22 protein-coding genes and 1 pseudogene are annotated in these 21,760 nt (G+C 55.5%); 7 read left to right on the forward strand and 16 right to left on the reverse strand.

Translation table 11 applies throughout. From position 1 onward, the window contains the following. Window positions 1–228 precede the first annotated feature (228 nt). Window positions 229–1,302, reverse strand: a pseudogene (locus AC1DW2_RS01330) (recombinase family protein); the annotation flags it as partial. Then, window positions 1,283–1,459: a hypothetical protein gene (locus AC1DW2_RS01335; protein WP_166342358.1), complete on the reverse strand. Its 177-nt coding sequence runs from the start codon at window positions 1,457–1,459 to the stop codon at window positions 1,283–1,285. The pseudogene AC1DW2_RS01330 and the gene AC1DW2_RS01335, both read right to left, overlap by 20 nt. Window positions 1,460–1,547: 88 nt before the next feature. Here AC1DW2_RS01335 and AC1DW2_RS01340 point away from each other — a divergent pair, with 88 nt between their 5' ends. Both AC1DW2_RS01340 and AC1DW2_RS01345 read left to right on the forward strand, forming a co-directional pair. After that, complete coding sequence (locus AC1DW2_RS01340) at window positions 1,548–1,826, forward strand: helix-turn-helix domain-containing protein (RefSeq protein ID WP_477005101.1); 279 nt, start codon at window positions 1,548–1,550, stop codon at window positions 1,824–1,826. Between the two features lie 67 nt (window positions 1,827–1,893). Then, the gene (locus tag AC1DW2_RS01345; RefSeq protein ID WP_477005102.1) at window positions 1,894–2,985 is read left to right on the forward strand and encodes a hypothetical protein; all 1,092 of its coding nucleotides are present in this window, start codon (window positions 1,894–1,896) and stop codon (window positions 2,983–2,985) included. A gap of 52 nt (window positions 2,986–3,037) precedes the next feature. On the opposite strand, the gene AC1DW2_RS01350 is transcribed toward AC1DW2_RS01345, so the two are convergent. Next, the gene (locus tag AC1DW2_RS01350; RefSeq protein WP_477005103.1) at window positions 3,038–3,229 is read right to left on the reverse strand and encodes a hypothetical protein; all 192 of its coding nucleotides are present in this window, start codon (window positions 3,227–3,229) and stop codon (window positions 3,038–3,040) included. Window positions 3,230–3,631: 402 nt separating this feature from the next. Here AC1DW2_RS01350 and AC1DW2_RS01355 point away from each other — a divergent pair, with 402 nt between their 5' ends. The 4 genes from AC1DW2_RS01355 to AC1DW2_RS01370 all read left to right on the forward strand — a co-directional run bounded on the left by AC1DW2_RS01355 (window position 3,632) and on the right by AC1DW2_RS01370 (window position 8,553). After that, the gene (locus AC1DW2_RS01355; RefSeq protein ID WP_477005104.1) at window positions 3,632–4,492 is read left to right on the forward strand and encodes a hypothetical protein; all 861 of its coding nucleotides are present in this window, start codon (window positions 3,632–3,634) and stop codon (window positions 4,490–4,492) included. 479 nt (window positions 4,493–4,971) lie between these two features. After that, on the forward strand, window positions 4,972–6,156 hold the full coding sequence (locus AC1DW2_RS01360; RefSeq protein ID WP_477005105.1) for an OpgC domain-containing protein: 1,185 nt from the start codon (window positions 4,972–4,974) through the stop codon (window positions 6,154–6,156). Window positions 6,157–6,515: 359 nt separating this feature from the next. Further along, complete coding sequence (locus AC1DW2_RS01365; protein ID WP_477005106.1) at window positions 6,516–7,922, forward strand: invasion associated locus B family protein; 1,407 nt, start codon at window positions 6,516–6,518, stop codon at window positions 7,920–7,922. A gap of 448 nt (window positions 7,923–8,370) precedes the next feature. Continuing rightward, window positions 8,371–8,553 (forward strand): hypothetical protein, encoded by a 183-nt coding sequence (locus tag AC1DW2_RS01370; RefSeq protein WP_477005107.1) that lies wholly within the window; start codon window positions 8,371–8,373, stop codon window positions 8,551–8,553. A 154-nt stretch (window positions 8,554–8,707) separates the two neighbouring features. Here the strand turns inward: AC1DW2_RS01370 and AC1DW2_RS01375 are convergent, their stop codons facing one another. From AC1DW2_RS01375 to AC1DW2_RS01425, 11 genes are all read right to left on the reverse strand, one after another. Further along, window positions 8,708–9,004, reverse strand: coding sequence for a hypothetical protein (locus AC1DW2_RS01375; RefSeq protein ID WP_477005108.1), 297 nt, complete (start codon window positions 9,002–9,004; stop codon window positions 8,708–8,710). Window positions 9,005–9,030: 26 nt separating this feature from the next. Continuing rightward, on the reverse strand, window positions 9,031–9,417 hold the full coding sequence (locus AC1DW2_RS01380) for a hypothetical protein (protein WP_477005109.1): 387 nt from the start codon (window positions 9,415–9,417) through the stop codon (window positions 9,031–9,033). Window positions 9,418–9,626: 209 nt separating this feature from the next. Continuing rightward, window positions 9,627–10,439: an HK97 family phage prohead protease gene (locus AC1DW2_RS01385; protein WP_477005110.1), complete on the reverse strand. Its 813-nt coding sequence runs from the start codon at window positions 10,437–10,439 to the stop codon at window positions 9,627–9,629. Next, window positions 10,432–11,019 (reverse strand): hypothetical protein, encoded by a 588-nt coding sequence (locus AC1DW2_RS01390; protein ID WP_477005111.1) that lies wholly within the window; start codon window positions 11,017–11,019, stop codon window positions 10,432–10,434. Before AC1DW2_RS01390 ends, AC1DW2_RS01385 begins: the two co-directional genes overlap by 8 nt. Continuing rightward, window positions 11,016–11,477, reverse strand: a complete 462-nt coding sequence (locus AC1DW2_RS01395) for a hypothetical protein (protein ID WP_477005112.1) — start codon at window positions 11,475–11,477, stop codon at window positions 11,016–11,018. Before AC1DW2_RS01395 ends, AC1DW2_RS01390 begins: the two co-directional genes overlap by 4 nt. A gap of 190 nt (window positions 11,478–11,667) precedes the next feature. Continuing rightward, the gene (locus AC1DW2_RS01400) at window positions 11,668–12,549 is read right to left on the reverse strand and encodes a hypothetical protein (protein ID WP_477005113.1); all 882 of its coding nucleotides are present in this window, start codon (window positions 12,547–12,549) and stop codon (window positions 11,668–11,670) included. A gap of 550 nt (window positions 12,550–13,099) precedes the next feature. Then, window positions 13,100–14,389 (reverse strand): urea ABC transporter substrate-binding protein, encoded by a 1,290-nt coding sequence (gene urtA, locus AC1DW2_RS01405; RefSeq protein ID WP_477005114.1) that lies wholly within the window; start codon window positions 14,387–14,389, stop codon window positions 13,100–13,102. Then, the gene (locus AC1DW2_RS01410; RefSeq protein WP_477005115.1) at window positions 14,386–16,329 is read right to left on the reverse strand and encodes a cache domain-containing protein; all 1,944 of its coding nucleotides are present in this window, start codon (window positions 16,327–16,329) and stop codon (window positions 14,386–14,388) included. The genes urtA and AC1DW2_RS01410 overlap by 4 nt, the downstream gene beginning before the upstream one ends. A gap of 320 nt (window positions 16,330–16,649) precedes the next feature. After that, window positions 16,650–17,756, reverse strand: a complete 1,107-nt coding sequence (locus tag AC1DW2_RS01415) for an AAA family ATPase (RefSeq protein ID WP_477005116.1) — start codon at window positions 17,754–17,756, stop codon at window positions 16,650–16,652. Continuing rightward, on the reverse strand, window positions 17,753–18,367 hold the full coding sequence (locus tag AC1DW2_RS01420; RefSeq protein ID WP_477005117.1) for a hypothetical protein: 615 nt from the start codon (window positions 18,365–18,367) through the stop codon (window positions 17,753–17,755). The genes AC1DW2_RS01415 and AC1DW2_RS01420 overlap by 4 nt, the downstream gene beginning before the upstream one ends. 408 nt (window positions 18,368–18,775) lie before the next feature. After that, window positions 18,776–19,078: a hypothetical protein gene (locus AC1DW2_RS01425; protein ID WP_477005118.1), complete on the reverse strand. Its 303-nt coding sequence runs from the start codon at window positions 19,076–19,078 to the stop codon at window positions 18,776–18,778. 389 nt (window positions 19,079–19,467) lie between these two features. On the opposite strand from AC1DW2_RS01425, the gene AC1DW2_RS01430 reads away from it, so the two are divergent. Continuing rightward, window positions 19,468–19,737, forward strand: coding sequence for a hypothetical protein (locus AC1DW2_RS01430; RefSeq protein ID WP_477005119.1), 270 nt, complete (start codon window positions 19,468–19,470; stop codon window positions 19,735–19,737). Between the two features lie 728 nt (window positions 19,738–20,465). Here AC1DW2_RS01430 and AC1DW2_RS01435 read toward each other — a convergent pair. Next, window positions 20,466–21,095 carry a TerC family protein gene (locus AC1DW2_RS01435; RefSeq protein WP_477005120.1) on the reverse strand — a complete coding sequence of 210 codons (630 nt, stop codon included), beginning with the start codon at window positions 21,093–21,095 and terminating at the stop codon, window positions 20,466–20,468. A gap of 115 nt (window positions 21,096–21,210) precedes the next feature. After that, entirely contained in the window at window positions 21,211–21,582 is a 372-nt protein-coding gene (locus AC1DW2_RS01440; RefSeq protein WP_225005250.1) for a hypothetical protein, read from the reverse strand. Window positions 21,583–21,760: the final 178 nt, after the last annotated feature.

Raw genomic sequence — 21,760 nt, forward strand, 5'->3', positions numbered from 1 at the left:
TTCTAAACGCTGGGCCTGTAGCCGCATTGCGACCTCATCTGATCCAAGTGTGCCGTTTTCGACGGCGGTGATCAGGTTCTCTATTGCCCTCTGGCACGTCGCAATCTTGGCTGTGATCTTCACCTTGTCACGGCGAGCGTCGGCTGACAGTGCTCGCCGTTCAGCAAGATAAGCTTCGACGAACTGCCCCATGAGGGCCGGATTGTCGATTTGCACCTTGAGTCGATCGAGTACAAGCCGCTCAATCTTTTCGAGATAGTATCGCGCCGCGTTCTTGCAGGAGCCGCTTTCCCTGTTGCGGCTGCACCGCACCCGCGGCCCCGACCGATCTGAGCCAAGCACTGCCATTCCGGACCCGCAAGCACCACAGCGAAGAAGACCAGACAGCAACCGGATGGTTTTTGGCTTTCGACGTGATGCAGGGGTACCAGCTTCTAACCGCCTAGCTCGTGCGGCTTCAAACAATCTGTCATCCAAAATCCGGAGGCCGGGTACGTCTTGAGTGACCCACTCGCTTTCTGGATTTGTGCGAGTTATCCGCCTTCCTGTCTTGGGGTCTTTAACCGACCGTCGCTTGTTCCACACCACACGCCCTACGAATCTCTCGTTCAGAAGGAGGCCCTGCCCTCGCGCGGTATTACCGTTAATCGTTGAAGCATTCCATTGGCCACCGCGCGGCGCCGGAATATTGTCCGCATTCAAGGCCGCAGCGATCACGCGCGGTGATGCACCGGCCACGTACTCTCCGAAAATGCGTTTTACGATCGCGGATGTCTCCGGATTGATATCAAGTACGCCCGGCTCTCCCTTTCGCGGTGTGTATCCGTAAAGGTCCCCTCCGGGATTGCGGCCTTGGCGCACCACACCGCCGAGCCCTCGCCTAACCTTTTGGGCCAACCCCTTCAGGAAAAGGGCACTCATGGTCCCTTTAAGGCCAATGTGCATCTCAGTAGTTAGGCCGTCAGCTATCGTATGAATCTCAATCTCAGCGAAGTTCATTTGCTCGAAAAGCTGAGCGATATCCGATTGGCTGCGTGACAGGCGATCTAAATCCTCCGACAAGATAATATCGAATGCGCCTGCATGCGCATCGCTAACCATCCTGGCAAACTGTGGCCGCCCAAACAGTGAAGCGCCAGAAACAGCGCGATCATAGAAATTGCCTGCGACGCTCCAGCCCTGCCGCGCCGCGAACTTCTCGCAAACGGCTATCTGATCTTCAATTGACCTGTCGTTTTGCAGATCGGACGAATAGCGCGAGTATATCGCGACCCTTTTTGGCTTAGTGCTTCGTGTTGTCATTTGCGCCGATTGCCTCAAGGTGGTCGATACGCGCCTGATTGCGGGCCAACGCAATAACGAAGTCGCTCAAAGCGGCATTTGTGTCGGCATCACCCAACGCTAGAGCAATATTTCTAGCGAACATTTTACCCGGTTCGAGACCATCGTTGGCCGACATCGGCCATGGACTTCCAGACATATCTTCCTCATGATCAATCTAAAGTATATACGACATTTTGTCGGATCACAACGCGCAACGGAATCTGATGACGGCCCGTGACCTATCGCTTTTGGCAGCGCAGATCAGGGCGGCACGCGGCCTGCTGGGATGGTCTCAAGCCCACCTAGCCGAAAGCTGCAATATTCACCGTGCTACGCTGGTCGATCTTGAGTCGGGCAAGCGCGAGCCACATGAAGCGACGCTCACGGTTCTTATGGGTGAGCTGATCAACGCCGGAATCGTGTTTACGGAACGCGGCGTTGAATTTCGCAAGTGGCCGACGAAGTTGTTCACAGCACGAGCTAATAAGCGACCCCGCACTTGACACTCTAAATATGGTTGCGCTGAGTTAACCTCCAACGTAGGGGTGCAGCGCCTAGGGGGCCTTTGAAATGAACGCAGAGAGATTGCGTGAGTTGTCTGATTTATTGATCACTGTGGATGCACAACATAATGTGCAAGCAGTGCTTCAACAGTTGGTATCTGAGCTACATGCGATCATCAACAATCCGGCGCATGCTCCTGCCCAAACTCAATTTGTTGAGACGCTAGCCCGATTCCGATCCGCATGGGCCGGCATGTCGAGCACGTTCTCGCCCGCGCAGGTAAAACTCATCGCCGAAATCGGCGGCGCTCCATTTTTTCTCGACGATGCCCCCTCTCACTTGGATGAGGTCGTGAGAAATAACAACATCACACCCGCTGTGATCCGGGACGAAATCGATGCATTCAGAACTCAACGTGAACAATTTACTTCAACGATCAATGCGCTTCGTGACAGCCTGAAGCGCGTGGGCATCGAGCCATACAAGCTTGAGCCGGAAAGCGCTGAGGTTGGATTGCTGTTACCGCGCGATCTATTCAACAATGAGTTAGGCGGTCTGGTCAAAGAACTTCATACCTTGAACCGCATAATCCGGGCGTTTTCGGAGGCGGCCACAGGCGAAGCCGAACCCGTAGAAGTTCATCAGATATCTACGAGCGATCCGATCTTCTTTTTTGGCCTCGATCCCGCAACGATTGCCTTATTGGGCACTGCGATGACCTGGGCCCTTAAGACTTGGAAGGACGTGGAGGAGATTAGAAAGATTAGGGCAGAAACGCAGAAGGTCAAAAGCTTCAAGCCAGAGGAAATTGAGAAAATTTTTGATCGCAAGATACAGGAGGAAGTAGCGATTGCTATTGATCAGAAAGTGAACGAACTCGTCCCCGTGAAAGATGGCGCCGGAAGACATCACGAACAACGTGGCGATATGAAGTGGGCGCTTGAATCAATACTAAGTCGCGTAGAGCGCGGAATGACAGTCGAGGTTCGGTTCCTGCCTCCGCCAGCGCCGAGCGAGAGCGAGGCGCAATCAACGAGCGCCGCGTCATTCGAGACGCTGAAGGCAGTAACGCCTCAACTACAATTTCCCGAACCCGACAAAACGCCGGTGCTGGCGCTTCCTCCCTCGGATCCGCCGAGCGAACAACCGAGGAAGTGATATGCCGTCCCGGTGGTCCGAAACGCCCTGTCAAATCCAAAATACTTCGCACCTATTTTGAAGGCAACTGCCTTAAGAGATCACGCAACTTCTTGCCGCCAACAATTCTCATGTCCAGCGTACCATCAATTTCGGCTTGCAGTTCGGCGTTCGAAACACGACCGGGAATAGGGACGGGCTTTCGCCTGCTTGGAGTATCAAGACTGTCGCGTTCGGACGGAACGCTCTGTTTCTTAGCTGACATCAAGATGCACTCCACGCCGGCTCAAGATTAGCTTTGTCCCAACTGACTGGGCGATCGCTATGCGGCCATTTAACCAACGACTTGCCGCTATGAACGCTAATGATCACGCCTGCTTCGGAGTTTTCGTTGTTGGCTTCAACAACCCGGTCACCGAGGAGCGGCGACCACTGAGTGAGCTCGTCAACGCGGCAAGCGCAGGAGCAACGACGGACTGGTCTGGCGGAATAAAATACAATCAGTTCATGGACGATCACAACAGACTAAAGAACGAAGACCTCGCGAACATCAAAACGCGGTTCGCGGTACGAAAGGTTCTGTTCGCTGATGGCACGTCTAAGACTTATCCATAGGCTTTGGGTCGTCGCGGCATGTATCATCGCGCTGACCGTGACGGCGCTTGTGATGGAGGACGTAAAACGCATGATTCCTTCGTCGGACGGAACTCTCATTGTTATTGTTGCATCGAAAGATGGCCTGACCATCGCGTCTGATAGCCGTCAGACTCTTGGCGACGGAATCTACTGTGATGGCGCAGAAAAGATTCTAACTCCGTCTAGGCCAGACCGGTTCTTAATCGCCGTAACGGGACGCCGCGGCTTCTATCCGATGGCGATCAACGCTCATATTCACGACATCTGCGCTTATGTCGCGTCTACTCCAAGAGAGCTAGACATTGGAGAAATAGCGAGGGCGTTCGTTGAGGAAACGACTCCGGATGTCGACTTAAGAAAGCTGGACGTCAAAGAGCTCGCCCGACGCTGCAATGATGCGTTAATTTCGTACTTCGCGACCCACCCATACTGGTCGCCAGCGATATCCGGACAGGGGTTCAGTTCGTCGGTTGTAATTGCATCGTACGATCCTGCAACTTCGCAGGCGTTCGTGCGTACAATAGAGATTTCCTCAAGCGTTGATCTGCGGCAACTGTTGATCAACGACAAGCTAAACGAAGCGTTCGGACTCGACGATATCGCGGAGCCAATACTATGCGGTGAAGGCGATTACCTTCGCTCGCACGTACTTCCGACCATCAAAGATCAACGAGTCAGTCAGACAACCATCGATCAAGTTGGGAACTTTCCGCGCGTAATATTTCCGAAAGTGCGCGATGCCTCGACCGACAACTCTATTTCACTCGCCGGTGACCTTGTTGCTTCCGCATCAAGGATGACGGCTAAAATACCGGCTGCGTCTGGAATTGGCGGCCCTACCGCAGTCTGGCGTATTGGAAACGACCAGCGCCCGTCCAAACTCAAAGGTTAGTGGGTGGCGTGCCGCCATCCACCTAAAGCCTTCGAGGCTGTTTTGCTTTTCTGACGGTCGTAACGATGACATTCGGCAAGCTCGCCTTCAGGTCCGCAACTGCGACTGAACACGAGCAAGGCCGGCTTCGTCTGCTCCACGTGCGTCAATGGTCACACTGACGGGTACGTTCATAGCCCGACGCCCTGCCGATTCCGAAGCGCGGGCACGTCCGCTGCTATCCCAATACCCGTCCTTCGGAGCGCTCCTGCGTAGTTCGGCTAAGGGCCAACAGCCGACATTCGAACTGAAAGAGGGCGCCAACTGAGACGGCCTTGCCGGATGATCGTAGGTCGGTGAGGTCCTTCTAGTCGCGGCGGCATCTTTGATCTGGATCAATGTAGGATCGAAGAACGAGCCTGCTCAATCGCAGTTACGAACTAGGTGTCGGTTTTACGTGGCCCTGTTTTGCCCAAGTGCTTCTGCGAAAGGTTTAGAGCATGCACGAGAACTTTGGCGAGGCTCGTACCGTTGTTCTAGCAGGCCCCGGTAAACGCGACCTGCGGCTTGATCTATTGCGAGGCATCGGCCAGTGGATGATCTTCCTGGACCATATTCCGTACAACTTCGTGAACTGGTTCACCCTTCGCAACTACGGTTTCAGTGACGCAGCCGAAATTTTTGTGTTCATTTCCGGCTATTCGATCGGATTTGCCTATGGACCAGCGGTCAAAGCTGACCAGTTTGTAGCTGCGGCCAAGCGCCTTTGGACGCGCGCGTCGCAACTCTACGTCGCCCATATTTTCTTGTTTCTGTTCTTCACAGCTCAGATTGCTCGCACCGCAGCCCGGTTTGACAACCCGATGTACAAGGACGAGTTCAATGTCGCGCAGTTTCTCGACCGTACCGATATAACGATCGGGCAGGCCCTTTTGCTCAAGTATAAGCCAGTCAACCTCGATGTCCTGCCTCTCTACATCGTGCTGGTGCTTGCGGCGCCGGTGGTGCTGTGGGGCCTGCTGCGTCGGCCGAACTGGACGCTGCTGTGCTCAGCGGTTCTCTACGTCGCAGCTCGACATTTCGATTGGAACTTGCCTTCGTTTCCAGGCGGCAAATGGTACTTCAATCCCTTCGCCTGGCAGTTCTTGTTCGTCTTCGGCGTTTGGTGTGGTTTTGGTGGCGGTCCCACAATAAGGACAGCAGCATTGTCCCGCCCGGTCACGATAGTCGCGGCGGCATGGCTCGTCTTTGCGTTCCTGATCGTGATGACATGGCACGTGCCAACCCTAGAGCGATTTGTGCCGCAGGCGCTGATTCACGCGATTTATCCCATCGACAAGACCAATCTCGATCCGCTGCGTCTCACGCATTTCATCGCACTGATGGTCGTGCTGCTGCATGTTCTCCCGCCGGATGTACCGGGGCTTACCTCAAAATGGCTGCGCCCGCTGATACTGTGTGGGCAACGCTCGCTCTCCGTGTTCTGCTTTGGCGTTTTGCTGTCATTCGCTGCTCACTGGATCCTGGTGCAGGTTGCAGGTGGCATCGTCGCCCAGATGCTCGTCAGCGTCTTGGGCATCGTTCTCCTGGTGGGCATTGCCTGGATCGCTACATTGTACCGCAGCCTTCCGACCTTGTTTGGGACCGAAACGAGTGTGATCCGGATCGGAAAAGACGTTCCGTAGACCCAGGTGCCGACGGCCGCTTTGGGTCATTCGCGTCGATTCTGGCGTGCCCGTCGATGTCCGCTTAGCGGGGATCTTCGGACAAGCGCCGCGGATGGCGCGAGGTCCGAAAAGTGCCAGCAGCAGACCAGCGACGATAACGGCGGCGGCGTCAAAGTTCGAAACCGGCCTCAAGGCCCCAAGAAGCCAGGAGCCGCAAAAAAAGCCGTGGACGCTCCATCCGAGTTTCCGACGACGCCCTTACCACTGGGCCACTAACCCGCATGACTTCGGGAACTTGCGGTTTGTCCTTGATCCAGATCAACGGATTCCCACCGCCCAGACCTAGCGTCAGACCACCACATCGTCGGAGAAAGAAGATGCTGAAGCGCTTGCTGGCCATTCTTCTTTTGATGGTTATGTCCCCGGCATACCATTCCCCTGCCGCAGCAGATGACCGAACTGCTGGATTACAAATCCAGGAGGAAATTTGGGCGCTGCCGTTTCCACTACCTGTGCTTGCGTATCTGGTACGACCGGTCGGAGAGGGTCCGTTTCCCCTGGTAATCATGAACCACGGAATTTCGCTCGACGCCAATCAGCGGACGATGTTTCCGATGGTTGAGTATCGGGACGCAGCACGTTGGTTCGCGCGCCGCGGCTATGTGGTCATCTCGCCTATAAGGTACGGGGCCAGTAGTCTTGATGACAAAGATCAGGGTCTCTACGGCGCTGTCTTTGCCCACGTCGGTAGTTGCGACAACCCGAACTTCCGGGGACCCGGTCTCGCCATCGCCACTCTGAACGAGTGGGTCATCGACTACATGAGCAAGAAGAAGATGATCGAGCCTGGTAAGGTTGTCGTCGTTGGCCAGTCGGGTGGCGGATGGGGCTCGATTGCTCTTGGGAGCCGGAACCCGTCATCAGTTCGGGCCATCATTACCTTTGCAGCTGGCCGTGGAGGCCGAGTTGATGGCAAACCCAACAACAACTGTGCTCCCGACAAGCTCGTTGCCGCTACCGCCGAATTCGGCCGCACCGCACGCGTACCGATGCTTTGGATCTACGCGGAAAACGATACCTACTTCGGACCGGAATTGACGAAGCGGATGCATCAAGCCTTTGTCGAAGCGGGCGGAAATGCCGAGTATCGTATGCTACCGCCCTTTGGAAGTGACGGGCACTTCATGATCGATTCGGTGGACGCAGTGCCGATATGGTCGCCCTTGGTAACTCAATTTCTAGAGAAGCATTCAGCAACCGGCACACCGCTAGGACAGCAAGTCAGCAGCTCTTCACCCCAGAAGGAGTCCCAGGCGAGGCCGCCGCGAGTGCGCCTTCCTGAAAACATTCAATACTCGACCTGGCGAAAACTTTGTTTCGCCTCATCCGATGGCACCACGATATGCCGAACGACATCAACCGGCACGGACGACCTCGATCAGGTATTGGTGCGTGTCGACTTGATCGAACGAGCTGACGGTCCGGCTCGCTTGCAGCTGTTCGTTCCGCAAGGAGCGAATCTGCAGCACGGAGTCAAGGTGACGGTAGATCAGGGCAGCCCAATCCAAGTTCCTTTCAACTGGTGCCTCACCAATATCTGCATCGCGGCGCTTGGAATTGACCCGCCTATGACTGCTCAAATGGAAGCTGGTCAACAGCTCAAACTTGAACTAACCGACCTTAACTCCTCTTCAGTTGCGATAAATCTGCCACTCAAGCAGTTCGCAGCTGTTCACAAGGAGCCGCCCGCCCAAACGTTCGATTTCAAGTTAGATCAAGAATGAACGAAGTTGGTCCTGGCTGGTAGGATCGGATTCCGAGTTAGGGTCAAAAGCAGCTCTTAGGACGCCTTTTAGGCGCGGCGGGTCGATGTCTGTTGTGGGTCGATTGTGTTGCAAAAGTCGAAAGTTGCAGGGCTCAAGATTTTTCGCGAAAACACTAAGCAGCGAGTGATCGCTGATTCGTATGACCTCAATCGCGCTACCGAAGTCGCCTGTGAATTTTGCGTGAGGCCGTGAGGTCCCTCGCATCTTATACGCGAAAGTCGCGCCCACGGCCCGCAGAATTTTGGTCATCGGCGAAAATCGACTTTTGCAACAATATCGGTCATTTGCGGTCATTGCTCCATTGACGCAAAGCGTCCGCTCCCCATTTCAAAGCGGGCGTCTGTCGAAGGAGCTATTCTTCAGCCGCCATATCGGCTAGAAGCGCCGCTCAATCAACGGAGCGGCAATGGCCAAGAAAGTGAAAAAGATCGTCCGTCGCGAATACACGAAGGCAGACATCAAAGAGCTTCGCGCTCATTCGAAGGCGAAGACCCCTGTTGTAAAGATCGCTAAGACAATGAAGCGGACCGTTGGGTCACTGCGTCAAAAGGCACAGACGCTCGGCGTTCCGCTGGGGCACATGCGCTAGCCGCTAACGCCCGATTCGTGGTTCTAGCCGCTTTACTGCTAGAGATGATCGGCCCCCTACCCAGCGAGAGCGCAATCGAAGCTCCTTGATATGGCCGGCAAAACCAAGTTTGCATCTGTTAGACGATCTTAGATGCTCGTGACTCGGCGCTTGGCTAAGTCCCCTGTGCGACGCTGATAGTCGAACCCAGAGTGGACCACGCGAAAACCGGATCGGTTGGCGCGTCGAGTTCACCGTACCAGAGCGAACCTCCTTGGCCGCCTGACATGCTGGCGCCATCAAGGCTGATGCCATCCGTCGCGCTAGTCGGTGCCGAGCCAAATTTGATTGTTGCCGGATTTACACCGTTGACGATGATGCACAAATGCTTCCTATCGTTGTTTGCGCCTACCAATGGCGTCGGTGAAGCTGCGGAAACTGAAACGGAAGTTGTCTTGATGGAGATGCCCATTGAGGCGATAGTCCTTTGAATATGAGTTAGAAGTACTTTGCGCTTTGGTCGTTGCTTTTGTCATCGTCCTCGGGCAGTGCGACTTTGGAGGAGTCAACGGGAGTAGCACCGAGCTGCCCCAGCGTTAGGCGCAACAAGTTGAGCGCATTCACGCTTAACTCCTCGCCGGCCATCTGCTTGCCGAGAATTTCGGACGCGATCCCTACCAACCCGCGGTGTGAACTAGTCAACCATGGGACCTCGGCCGATAACGTTCGCCAAGCTTCGATATGATGCTTGTTGGTCATCCACTTCGGTGGATCACCAAGCTCACCGTTTGCTTTCGGCTCACGCCGCTTTTTGAACCTGCTTGCGTGATTTTTGTCCTGGCCTGTAGCTTTCGCCTTGGCCAACGGCGTACGACGCCTTGGCATGATAAAATTCCTAAAATATTGATTCTGTTGGATTCTTGAAAAGTTTCGAATTGGCTTTTTGCATACGGACGACCCAGCCGGTTCCAGGGGGGCAAACCGCCCAGGTATTGATGTCCCCCTACCCTTTGCCTTGCCGGGACGTCTCATGCCCGCTGCGGGGTTGCCCGTTACAATCAATCGCCCAGCAGCGGGCACGCGCCAAAACGCATCTAGCTAAACGCGTTCCAAGTCTTGTACCACTTGGCGATTGCCGGAGATGCTTCCTCGTTACGATTGCGATACCACCGTTCGGCAGGGGACTGCGGGTTAGCTTCAACTGAAGCGAGCGGCCGTTTGCCTTCGACGCGATTCAGCTTGGCCGATATCGAGTCGATAGCCTCGCTGCGCTCTGCAACAGACTTCTTCATTCGCTTGAGTTTGTGATCAGCAAAGTTAGCGATGAACATCACTCCCTTCTTGCCCGGCTCAAGCGCCTCAAAACCCGCGTTCACGATGCCAGCAAAAGCATTCAGGCACTTCCCCGCCCCGACTAGTGAAACCTCAATCAAATCCGCCTTGGTAATGAAGCGGACGGGATGCTTACCGATCGTCTTGATATGCGTTTCTTCGTTTTTGATTCCAACAGAGATGGCCGCACGCCGGTTCGTGTCGACCATTTGCTTCAACTCCGCGCCCCGTTCGACTTCACTCAGGTCTAGACGGAACGCCAAGCCAATTTCATCGTCTTCAAAGCTCAACGCGTCACGCGTCGAAGCGACCCGCTGCTTATCATCATGATCAAGTTGGAAATGAACCGCTTGGCCTGCCTTGAGTGAATTCGAGAAACAGCCAGCCTCAAAAACCCAGATTTCGTGCTCGTAGATCAGCGGCTCATTGTAGACAACTCCGTAGCCGTCGAGCGCCAAGCCGGTCGCGGCTTCGTTTGCCGGCTCACGCGAAACGCGCATCCGGTTTAGGATGCTTCCGTAGCGTCGGTTCATCCGTTCGATGACACGCATGTCGGCGGCGTCGATATTAATCATAAGCAAGCGCCCTCGGCATGTCTGACTTAGACAAATAGCCGGCCTCAATGAAGTCCTTGATGGCGTAACTGTACATTCCTGAACGATCTCTCGCACTGCCTAAGCCGCTGATGAATACGTGAGGTAGGGAGCCGATCGCTGCGCCAGTGTCTTGTACCCTTTCGAGCAGCGCGTGGTACTCATTCTGAGCGCCGTGCAGATCGATCAACGCCTTCGCGAACTTCTTCCCAAGGCGACTAACCTCCGGCTTAACTTGCTCGCAGACCACTCGCGAAGCGATGGATTTCTCCTTCTCGATTAGTCCGTCCAGTTTTCCAAGCGCTGCGTTTAACGTGCTTAGTTCGACAAGCAACTCTTCGAGACGCTGCATATCAGGCGCCGCGGCCGGCAGGAGGGGTTCCCCTAGTATCGCGCGGACTTTGTTTTCGGCTGCATTTCCGGCATTTGGCGATTCTTGGATACGAGCGCGCATGAGCGCGGCCTCAGCTACCTTGGCTGTCCTTTGGGCCTGCAGACTATTTCGTTTCGCTTCTAGCTCAGCGAGACGAGGATTCACTTCGGCGGGGGTGGAAATTTTCATGGGAGCGTAGCGAGCCTCATATGTAGGTTTGACACGATTGCGCCGATGTCGACCACAATGGCCGAGTCGGACTTGAAGAGTGAATCAAGGTCACCATCCGGTTGAATATTGCGAATGGTCCCCGCCCCGTCTGGCGTAGCCAGAAGTACAGTACGACCAATTGGGAATAAGGCGCCGATCGGCCGTCCATGTTGTGGCACATCTGTAAACTTCGAAGCCAAGGCCACGGCGGTGTTAGCGGGAATGCCAAGCAGCGAGATTTTGTGAGCGATGGCCAGCTTCACGACGGTGCGCTGACTAAATCGGCGTGGTTTGCCCCGGCCATCGCCCGGGATGTCCTCTGGGGCAAGACCGATCAGTTTGCGGTCGGTCCAGTGCTCAAATGTCGACTCAGGGATCGCGATGGCCTCGACGACCTCCTTTTTCTTGAAGGTCCGACGGACCGGTTTGTTGGCCATCAACGGCCTCCTGTGTTTGGGGTTCTCTCAAGAGAACAAAAAGAGAGCAGCCCGCGAGGGGGCACGGGCTGCGTGAAAAAGTTGGTCATGAGGATCGAGGGCGGTGCGAAACGCAACCTCTATTCTTAATGTACCCCACTGCTAATGCGTGGTGTCGACACCGACCAAAACGCAAGAAAAAGCAAGGTTGCTAAGCAGCCCGGGACTCCGGATGTCGCACGACGTAGTTTCGAGACTGGTTCATGTAGGACGCTTTCAAGCGAAATTCGCGCGGATATCTTACGGTCGGATACTGTGTTCCGATAAGAGGCCAAACATCTAGCGGGCGATCACCACTCAATTCCAAACGATCGAGGCGGTCATAGAAGCGGGCAAGGTTGCGCAACGCCGACCGGATCATTCCCTTACCGCACGCGCTCGCCGTTGTGCGATGCATGAAAAGCTCGTTTTCTCCGACCGCTTGCGCCGCCCAGTTGTTGACGATGACGGATTCCAAAACCCCGTAGTCGTCCCCGAGAACGTCTTTGGCAAGCACTACAACCTGCCGGGTGTGGACCAGTCGCATTTGATCAGAGTCGCCTTCGGCGTTATCCACTACCCTGCATTCTCCGGGTACGTCGGAGTCTTGAAATTCGTTCTCGTCGTTCAGGCTCAAACCTGCGTCTTCGCTCAGCGACTCGATCTGCTCACCGAGTTGGTGGAGCGCTAGTTCTCGCCAGTCGTACGCTGCGGAGTCATTCAACGGCTCACCATTGAACACGGCGATATCTCGCTTCAATCGTTCCGCAGCGAATGCGTGGCGACGGTTCTCCGCTTCGTTCACTCCAAGCTCACCGCGTTGTGCCAATTCTTTCAGGTGACAGCGGGCCGGTTTTGTGTCGTTTGCTGGCTGCTGAACCCGCCCAATGTCCAGGACATTGACGTTAGTAGCTTCCCGCAGAGGCGTGCTGGGGCGATAGCTCACGCCTATTCCGTGCCACTTACCGTCCAGTGTGGTGCCAACATCCACGTTGCGAGTGGAAATCAGCTCGTGCTTTTCATCACGCATGCCGTCTGAAACTGTTCTTCGCATCTAAAATCCCATGAATAAGATATCCCGCTGCCGTTCTGGCTAGTCGGGTCGCAATAGATCGCAGCTCCGCTAAGCAGCGAGCCGTGATGACTCCTCAACGCAAGGCGAAGCCTCCGCTTAGGCGGATGCGCCGGCCGATTGGTTATCTTGGTGGTGCCCCGTGCCGCAGAGCGGCGGTCTCAAAATCGATTTAGCTTCAATGTCGCCAGATGTAGCGGATTTCAGTACAAAAAACTAGGCTGTTCAAGGTCCACACCTTTGCGATGACGACTACAGCTGTAGCGGATTTCGCTACAGAAATCGACCCCGTTTCCACTCTTCACTTTTCACCGACCGAGTGCCGCCCCAATAGCCCGTCCAAATCGACCCGCTTGCACTTTTGCGAACGCCTACGGCTTAAGGGGTACGCGGGGTCGATGTCCGCTTTGGGTTGCGGTGCGGATGTCATGCTGGCATCAGGTCAGGTCCGAGAAGGGCCATTTGCGGAAATGTAAGGTCTTCCGCGCATGATTCGAACGCGCCGCGGCATGGCTCGAAAACGCCGGGACGGTCACCATTCCTTGAATGTCGGCTCGATGCACCCTCCGCAGACCCAAGGAAAGGTCCAATCAGCCGTTCGTTTGGCACTATCGGGGATGTACCTGCTCCAGGCATCGGCTCGAACCGGATTGATTGACTGCCAAATGACATCAAGGGTCCCGGAAGAGTTTATTCTGCCTATCATGACCGGCTTGGAAAGGTGATGATTGGTGTTCATCACAACTTCGAAGCCACTCGGCGCCTTCATTCTTTGACTGTACATGGCCTGCCGGACTGCATTCGCGTTGGTCGTGCCCGCTTGGGCAACGGCTTGCGCCCACATCCTGAAGCCAATGAAGGTAGCTTCCATCGGATCGTTCGTGACTTTGTCTCGCTGCTTGGTGAAGTCCGTCCACATCTTCACGAACGCTTCGTTTTCTGCTGACTTGACGGACTGGAAGTAATTCCAGGCCGCCAAGTGCCCGACTGGGGCAATGTCCGCGCCGAGCAATTCGCGCTCGCCGATCGAGAAAGCCATCACCGGAATTGCGTTGGCGTCTACCTGTTGGGCTGCCAGTTCCCTGTAGAGGTACGTGTTCGAGTCCCCGTTAACGGTTGATATCACCGCGGTCTTTTTTCCTTCCGCGCCGAAGGCCTTGATCCGCTTGATGATCTCTTGCCAGTCGGAAAAGCCGAACGGCGTATAGATTGTCATAATATCATCTGACGATACCCCCTCTGCGGTAAGATACGCGCTCAAGATTCGGTTGGTCGTGCGCGGATAGACGTAGTCAGTACCGAGCAGAACCCATCTGCGAACCTCGCCTCCCTCCTTGCTCATCAAATATCGAACGGCCGGAATTGCCTGCTGATTTGGCGTGGCCCCCGTGTAGAAAATGTTGCGCGAGCTTTCTTCACCCTCGTATTGCACTGGGTAGAAGAGCAGGCCGTTCAACTCCTCGAAAATCGGGAGCACGGACTTACGGGAGGCGGAGGTCCAGCAACCGAATACGACTGCGACCTTTTCCTTCAAAAGTAATTCCCTGGCTTCTTTCGCAAAAACGTCCCAATCAGACGCGGGATCAACGATCACCGGCTTCAATTTCCGTCCGAGCAGCCCACCTTTTTTGTTTTGGTCTTCTATCAGCATGAGAACGGTGTCCTTGAGTACCGCCTCGCTGATTGCCATGGTGCCGGACAGAGAATGCAGAATACCGATTTTGATGGTGTCTGCGTCTGCGCGAGCCGCAGGAACGACGAGAGCAAGCTGCAAAACGAGCAATTCCAACAGCACGATACATCGTAGGACCGATGACTTCATGTCGATGCCCTGACGAGCTCGAAAATGCGGGTTTCCTTTGTCATGCCCTTGGCAACGACCGACTCGAGGGCTCTGAATTGGAAGCAGTGCTGAGCCCGCAAATGGAGGCCTTCGCTCACAAGAATAGATGTCCCAAATTGCTTGTTCAGGCCTTCGAGGCGCGCCGCCAGATTCACCGTATTGCCAAGGGCCGTGTAGTTCATGCGCTCTGTCGAGCCGAGGTTGCCGACGATCGCCTCCCCGACATGAATGCCAAACCGCGTGAAGAATGGCTTCAGACCCTCAGCTTCGAACTGAGCGTTGAGCTTTTCGCACGCCATTTTGCCCGCCAGAACTGCGCGGCAGGCTCGCTCGACGTGATCAGGCTGCGGATTGGGTGCGTTCCAGAACACCATCACGGCATCACCAATGAACTTATCGACTGTTCCGCCTTCGGCGAGGAAAGCCTGTGTAAGCACTGAGAAATAGCGCGACGTTTGGTGCATGAGGATATCGGGGTCGGCGGACTCGGCGATGGTCGTAAAATCCCGAACGTCGGTGAAAACAACGGTAATCTCCTCTCGGACTCCGCCAAGCTCCGTGGAGATGGAATTATCGATAACCCGCTGGACAAGCTCCTTAGGGATAAAGTGGGCGAACGACCATATGGCGCGCTGCGCGAGATTCATCGCACTGCCAAGTTCGTCTATTTCTTTGATGCGTGAAGCGACTGGCGAGGAGTCGGGCTCAGTCAGCTTCTGGAGTTTAACTGCCTCAGCCGTTATGCTCTTCAAGGATCGAGACATTCCGCTACCAAATATCCAAACGACTGGAATAAAGGCACCGCCAGCAATAATTGCGAGGATTAGTCCGGTGAACTGAAGCCTCCGAACACCTTGGACAAAGTCGTCTTCGGCTGCCAGCAACAGTATGTGGGCATTGTATTGGTTGCCCAGCGTGAATTTCGCTACCCTGAACAGATAGTCCCGCCCTTGGTCATCACGGATACTACCATCGTATTGGTCGCGACCATGCGACCTTTGCAAGACTGCCGCCACGACCCCGGAGTTGATCTCCTTGATGTTCGGCAATTGCTGTTGGGATGGATGCGTCATCGCATCGACCACGAATTGTGCAAAATTTGGGTGGGCTATAAGCGAGCCGGTCGAGTCGAAGATCAAGACGATACCGTGCTCTCCGGGCCGTTGCGCTTGGACGAAATCGCTGAAGGTGTCGAGCTTGAGATCGGCGGCAATGACGCCGGGCACTTTGCCTCGCAAGGGTGCGCTAACCGTGATCACCGGGGCGCCGATGCTAAACGCAAGATAAGGCGATGAGACCAGCGGTCGGCCGGCTTTCATCGTCTCGTGATACCAGGGCCGCTTGCGCGCGTCGTATCCGTACTTCCATAGATCAAGTTGCCCGACTTCGTTGCCTTGCTCATCTTCAAAAATTCGTCGCATGGGCAGTTCGCCGCTAGGGCTGGGGCGGACCAAATTGATGGCAGTGGTAGCGCCAGGCGTCGCACGTAGTCTCCCTCGCTGCTCGTCGTTGAGTTCGCCAAGGCGCCGCGCCTGCAACCAGGCGCCATTTTCGAAACCGGCATAGATACTGTCCATTTGGGGCAGTTCCTGCAGTACGGCTTTGAATAGTGGGATCGCGCGGCCGGTCTCGGTTCTCTCATTTGAATCGGCCACACTGGAACTGGTCGCCAACACGTTCACCAACGAAGTTATAGCGGTTAACTCCGCCTGAAGGCGTCCGAAGGCCTTCGTACTGGTCGCGTCCATATAGGCATAGGCGGCTTCCTGCGTGGCCCAATGAAGAGCCCGGACCTGAATAGCGATCAGCAACGCGGTTAGAGCGACGATAAACGCCATCACCGCGAAGGTGATTGAGGTTCGAAACGTAAACATTCCGCGTGCCTTCCCCAATCGTAAAGGATGCAGCCGGTCGGTCACGTCGCCGCGCAACCTCTATCACAATGTGGCACAGCTTGTGGGGGTTAGAACATAGACTTACCTTCGCAGTTGTCTGCATTTGCTGGCCTCAATGTCCATTCAGGGTCACACTCGGACCCGACCGCGCAGGAGCGGCTCTTCCGCAGTCTCCCCGAAAGCCGACGCCAATCCACCGTCTTAATTCGAGATAGTGACGGTGGCAGCGCCGGCCCGGCTTCCACCGGGCTGGCGGTGCTTCCACCGCCACTGGGGGGTATGGGGGGTGGTGTGGCTAGGCCGGTGGTAGGGGGTGGAAGCCGGTGGAAGAAGGCGGTGGAAGCCTAAGCTTGAACCGCCACCAACCGTGAACGTTGCCGCGACGGAGGTCCTTCCGTCACGACTGCAACCCGCTTGGCGTCCAATAGCCGCTGCATCGCCTTGGCGAATTGGTCCTTGCTGTACCCCTTTCCTTTCGAGTGCTTGGCCATCTTGACTGGCGCGTATGATGTCCCCGGCTGAAGCCCTAGATTTTGCCCCTGTTCGGTAAACAGTGCGAGCAACTCCAAGAACAGTGCGTCCGCCTTGCTGCCGATCAAACTTTCAATGACCGGATCAGGGCCGCTGTCGAGGGCGTAGACGCCGTCGTCCCATCGGAGGGCTATCGAAGCACCCACACGACCGTAGTTGGCCTTGACGACCTTTAGAACGCGAGCGTCGGGGTCTTTATCGTCTGCTTCTAGGTAGAGGCGGCTTCGGACTGAGTTGTTCCAAGCGGTGCTGCCTGACGTACCGGTACCACTGGTCAGGCCGGCAACACTGGGATGGCTCAGCAAAAGAACAGCGCAATCAAAATCGATCGCCAACCCACGGAGCATCGAAACAAACTTGCGAACCTGCGCCCGATTGATCTCGTCACCGCCGAACACGTCAGCGCTGGGGTCTATGACGATCAGTTTTGGGCACAAGGTTTTTGCTTCCGCTTCAAGCTTCCCGAATATCGCAGTGGCAGCCAAAGTCCCTCTCCTATCGGGTTCGGCCAATACCGCATCAGAGCCGGCCAATGGAATGAGGCGCACGCCCTCAAGGTCCGACAACTTGCGGCCGGCACGGTCCACGATCGTGCCAAGTCGGCGATGCAATTCGTCTGCCTCGTCTTCCGCCCCGAAATAGAGGCACGGGCCAACTGCAACGTCATGACCGAACCATTGGTTTCCGAGAGAGGACGCTGCGATTAGTTGCAGAATGATCTCAGTTTTGCCGGAGCCACCGGCCCCACTCAAGTTGGTCACCGTGCGGTGTGGTATCCAGCCTTCGACAAACCATTGGCGGTCCGGCACTGGTTTGCCTTGCCAATCGCGAGGGTCGATTACTGGAAGCGGATTTGACTGAGCGGCAGACGTGACACTTGCTGGAAGAATGGTCGCCTGTCGCAATGAAACGATCTTCATTCTTCCACCTCGAATCCGATCTTGCTTAGCGCGGCTTGCTCTGCCGCGTCACAATCTAGGCCAAGCCGTTCAGCGGGTGCGATGAAGGCCTGTTCTGCTATTTCATGGGCGTGTTCATACCCCTCCGCAATGAGGCTCGCGGCGTGCTGTAGTTGCGGAAAGAATGACTTGGACAGCGGCAGGATGCCTCCGCAATTGGCTAGAAGCCAGTTGATAGGAGTCTTGAACACTCTGAGCGGGCTGTTCCTATCCATGCGCTGCACCGTTGCGCTGCCAACAAACTGGCCCGCACCCGATATGCAACCCCAGACACCATGGTTGTGGCGAGATATGGCCAGCACATCGACGAGCCGGAAGTTTTCATAGACGGGGACAACGACGGCAAGGTCCCCGTTGTGCGTTGGGGTGAACGTCCAATGATAAGTATGGCCTTCTAGTATTCCTCCCTCAAAATGACCGCGCATCACCGCGGCCGGTTCGATGGCGGCATCGCGAAATGCGAGCCAAGCTTTGGCCCTTTCCGGCCGGTGCGCGTGAGCTGCGAAAAGAGACTCAACGTCGACATTCGACCGCCAAAACGGAACGGTCGGGTCGCGATCGTAAAAAGACATTTATTGATTCTGCTTACGCGGCAACGCTCTTCGACACCGACAGGTTCTGTGCGAGTGCCTTGATAAAGTAATCCAAATCATCGCTGCGATGATGAAAGCCTACCTGCCTCGCGGTTTGATTCAGAGTGTCCCTCCAAATTGTCGACGCCCAATTGTAGTGGGGCTGCAACGTGGCAAATTGTTCGTCTGTGAGGTTTACGACGTCCGCGGCGAGTTGGTCGAGCCAAGTGGAAGCGCGAACATTCCGGGGGTCACCTGGCCAACGAACAGTCAAGGATCTCCGCCAAGCCGCCGCGCGTTCTAAGGTTTTGGAAATAGACTCGATGCATTCTTCTTTATCGTTATTCATTTTCAATTTCTGTTTTTGCAAGGGAGAAGCCCGCCGCTAATTTGCGACGGGAAATGGAGTCAGTTCTGCACTTCCGCCGCGATCAGCGCGAAGTACGTATCGAAGTTTGGCGCAACCTTCAGCCCGGCAATGATATCTGCGTTCAGATGCATCACTGCCAACTGCAGCTTTGGCGCAAACGGTTCGTACAGGGGCGCGATGCGCGCCCAATGACCGTCAGACACATTGTCGTCCGCCGTGCGTACGATGTGGTCAAGACGGCCGGCCGAATCTGTGTTTGCCGGGTTCGCGGCAAGCAACTTCGTGGAAGCGGCAGTAAGTTTTGATTTGAGATAGGCAATAAATTCCAGTTTCTGGCTCACTATAGTCTTTCTGTTGTGCGCACGAAAAAACCCCGGCGTGCGCTGCCGGGCGGAATCACAGAATGTGATTTACAAGCGGATCAATTATCGCGGGGTAGCTTTGCGACGGCTCGTCGGAGCCATGATTTCGATGCAGCGAGCGCAGATAGACTCGCCGTTCCCGGCCGGTGGTCGATAACGGTCAACTCTTCTGGCTCGAAGTCTTCTTCGCAGTGATCGCAGCGGACGCTCTCGTTCATGCTGCATTTTGCCCACGCGCTTGTGGCAGAAATTCTGCAGACGTTCGTCCGGGTTCTCAATTGTTGCCGGGAATTTAACTTCCTGCTCACCTCTCGTTCATGTGCATCTTCCTACGGTGCCATACGTTCTAAGCTCCACAGGAGGAAAACATGAAACTCAAGTTCGCACTCGTTGGACTAATCGCGCTCAGCGGCGCCGCGTTCACCGCGAGTGCGGCATCGGCTATGCCGCTCGCCCCTTTCGGACAAACATCAAACGTTGAGAGCGTCGCATTGGTATGTGGTCCGAACGGCTGTGTCCGCACAGCACCGGCCTATCGACGGTATGGCTATGGCGTCGGTCGCTATGGCTATGGCGTGCGTCGGGGTTACGGATACCACCGTGCGTATGGCTATCACCGGGGCTATCGTCGGTACTGACTGTTAACGGAGAGGCCGCCCACTGAGGCGGCCTTACTTCATGGAAAGAACGCCGCCCGCTTAATATGTGTCGCGGGCAGCGGCTTCCCAGCCCCGGGTAGATTTGCAAAACCCCGGTGCGGCACGAATTGCATGTCCGCATCGTGGAGTCTGAGCAAAATTGCTCACTACTGGCGTTCCGCCCATATTCGCGTTCGCAATGTGTTCCGGGCGGACTCAATGCCTTGATTTATCTCAAGGTCGGCACAAAACGAAAACGGGCCACTCCGAAAATCAATTTGGGCCACTAGGGGTTAAAACAGGCCAGCGACACTACGTCCAAGAGAACGGATGGCGAAATCAGAACGTTCTAAGAACGACCGGCGGGCCTAACGGCGCTTGGGAGGGCTTGCTCGGGCGGTTTCTGCTCCGACCAGATTCCGAAGCTCACAATCCCCGGCGAATCCTGTCGGCTAAACTGACCAATCCCCTCAGCCGGCACCAGCGCTTAGCTTGTTCTATTTCGATGTCCCTCAACCGGGCGCGGCGCTTGTACCCTTAGTTGTTTTCATTCCCGGGGCTGGCTTTGCTCTAACCTAATTTTTTTGATCGGCGTCGATAGACTTTGGACAGGGCCGCCCCACAAAGGCGGCCCTTTCTTCTGCGGGCTTCACACCCCATCTGCAGCCTATGCGTACTGCGTTCGAATTCTGCCTGACGACTTAGGATACCTAGGGTGAAACAGCATCTCATATCGACGCAACGTTGATGACATCCAACGTCCCGCGAAAGACCATGTCACCCGCCACATAAAGGATGACGGCTAGACCGACGTAAGCAATCCATCGATAAGTTTGCAGAAGGCGCGCAATGAAAGAAGCGGCCACGCCCATCATCGCGATGGAAAGCCCCAGGCCGAAAATCAAGATCATCGGATGCTCGCGTGCTGCCCCTGCCACGGCCAGAACGTTGTCGAGAGACATGGAAACGTCGGCCACGACAATCTGCCAACTCGCTTGAGCGAGTGTTTTGCGAGCTTTGCTGCCTGCAATTGCTCCAGCGGCGTCCATCGCACCTGTTGGCCCTGTGGAGGATGTGCGCAACTCTCGCCACATTTTCCAGCATACCCACAACAACAGGATCCCGCCAGCGAGCAAGAGGCCGACGATCTGGAGGATTTGCGTCGCCAACCCGGCGAGTAAGACGCGCAGTATCGTCGCGGCAACAATACCGATCAAAATCGCCTTGCCTCGTTGCGCCTCAGGAAGTCCGGCTGAAGCAAGACCGATGACGATGGCGTTATCGCCAGCGAGCACCAGATCGATCAGAACGATCTGCAAGAAAACGCTAAGGACATCTGTATCGTAATAATCAGGCACGGGTCATGTCCCCGCCGCAGGGGAATGGGCAGCTGCAAGCGAGATCGCATACGTCTATCGGATCGGTTGACCGATACCTGCCCCCAAGAAACGGGGGTCCTAACGCCGCCGGTTATCAGGGGCTAGCGCTATCGCCTAGAGCCGCGTCCGAATGTAGTCTGACCGGTTGCTCGAAAAGAAGTGCCACTTGATCTGGTTCGCCAAGAATCGCTGCGGCACAACCCAACATGGTCAATGCCCCGGCAACATCCCATAGCGTTACATTTTCTAATGTCGCATTTCCCGACTTTGCCCAAGCCAAGACCGCAGTGATCATCGCGTCTGAGAAAAATAGAATACTGAGCGCTGGTAAGACGAGCTGGGAATCCAGCAGGAGTATCATCAAGAATGCAGGAGCTGCGACCAGTATGCTGAACACCGCGCATGTGCAAAATGCTTGCCGCCAAGAAGCATTCCTGTTTGTCCAACTTGCACGAGAAAGGATCATTTGATCCTCCTGCATAGGAGCATTTTTTAGCGCCACTCACCTGCTGAACTACTCTGGTCTAGCTGATCGTTTTCCGACGTCTCCCCATCAATGTTTTGTCCTATGCCGCTGACTCTCAATTAACGTAAGAATGCCAGCGGTCACCACGGCAATAACGACGACGGCTGCCAGCGCCTCG

Source organism: Bradyrhizobium sp. P3_C3 (assembly GCF_056402655.1).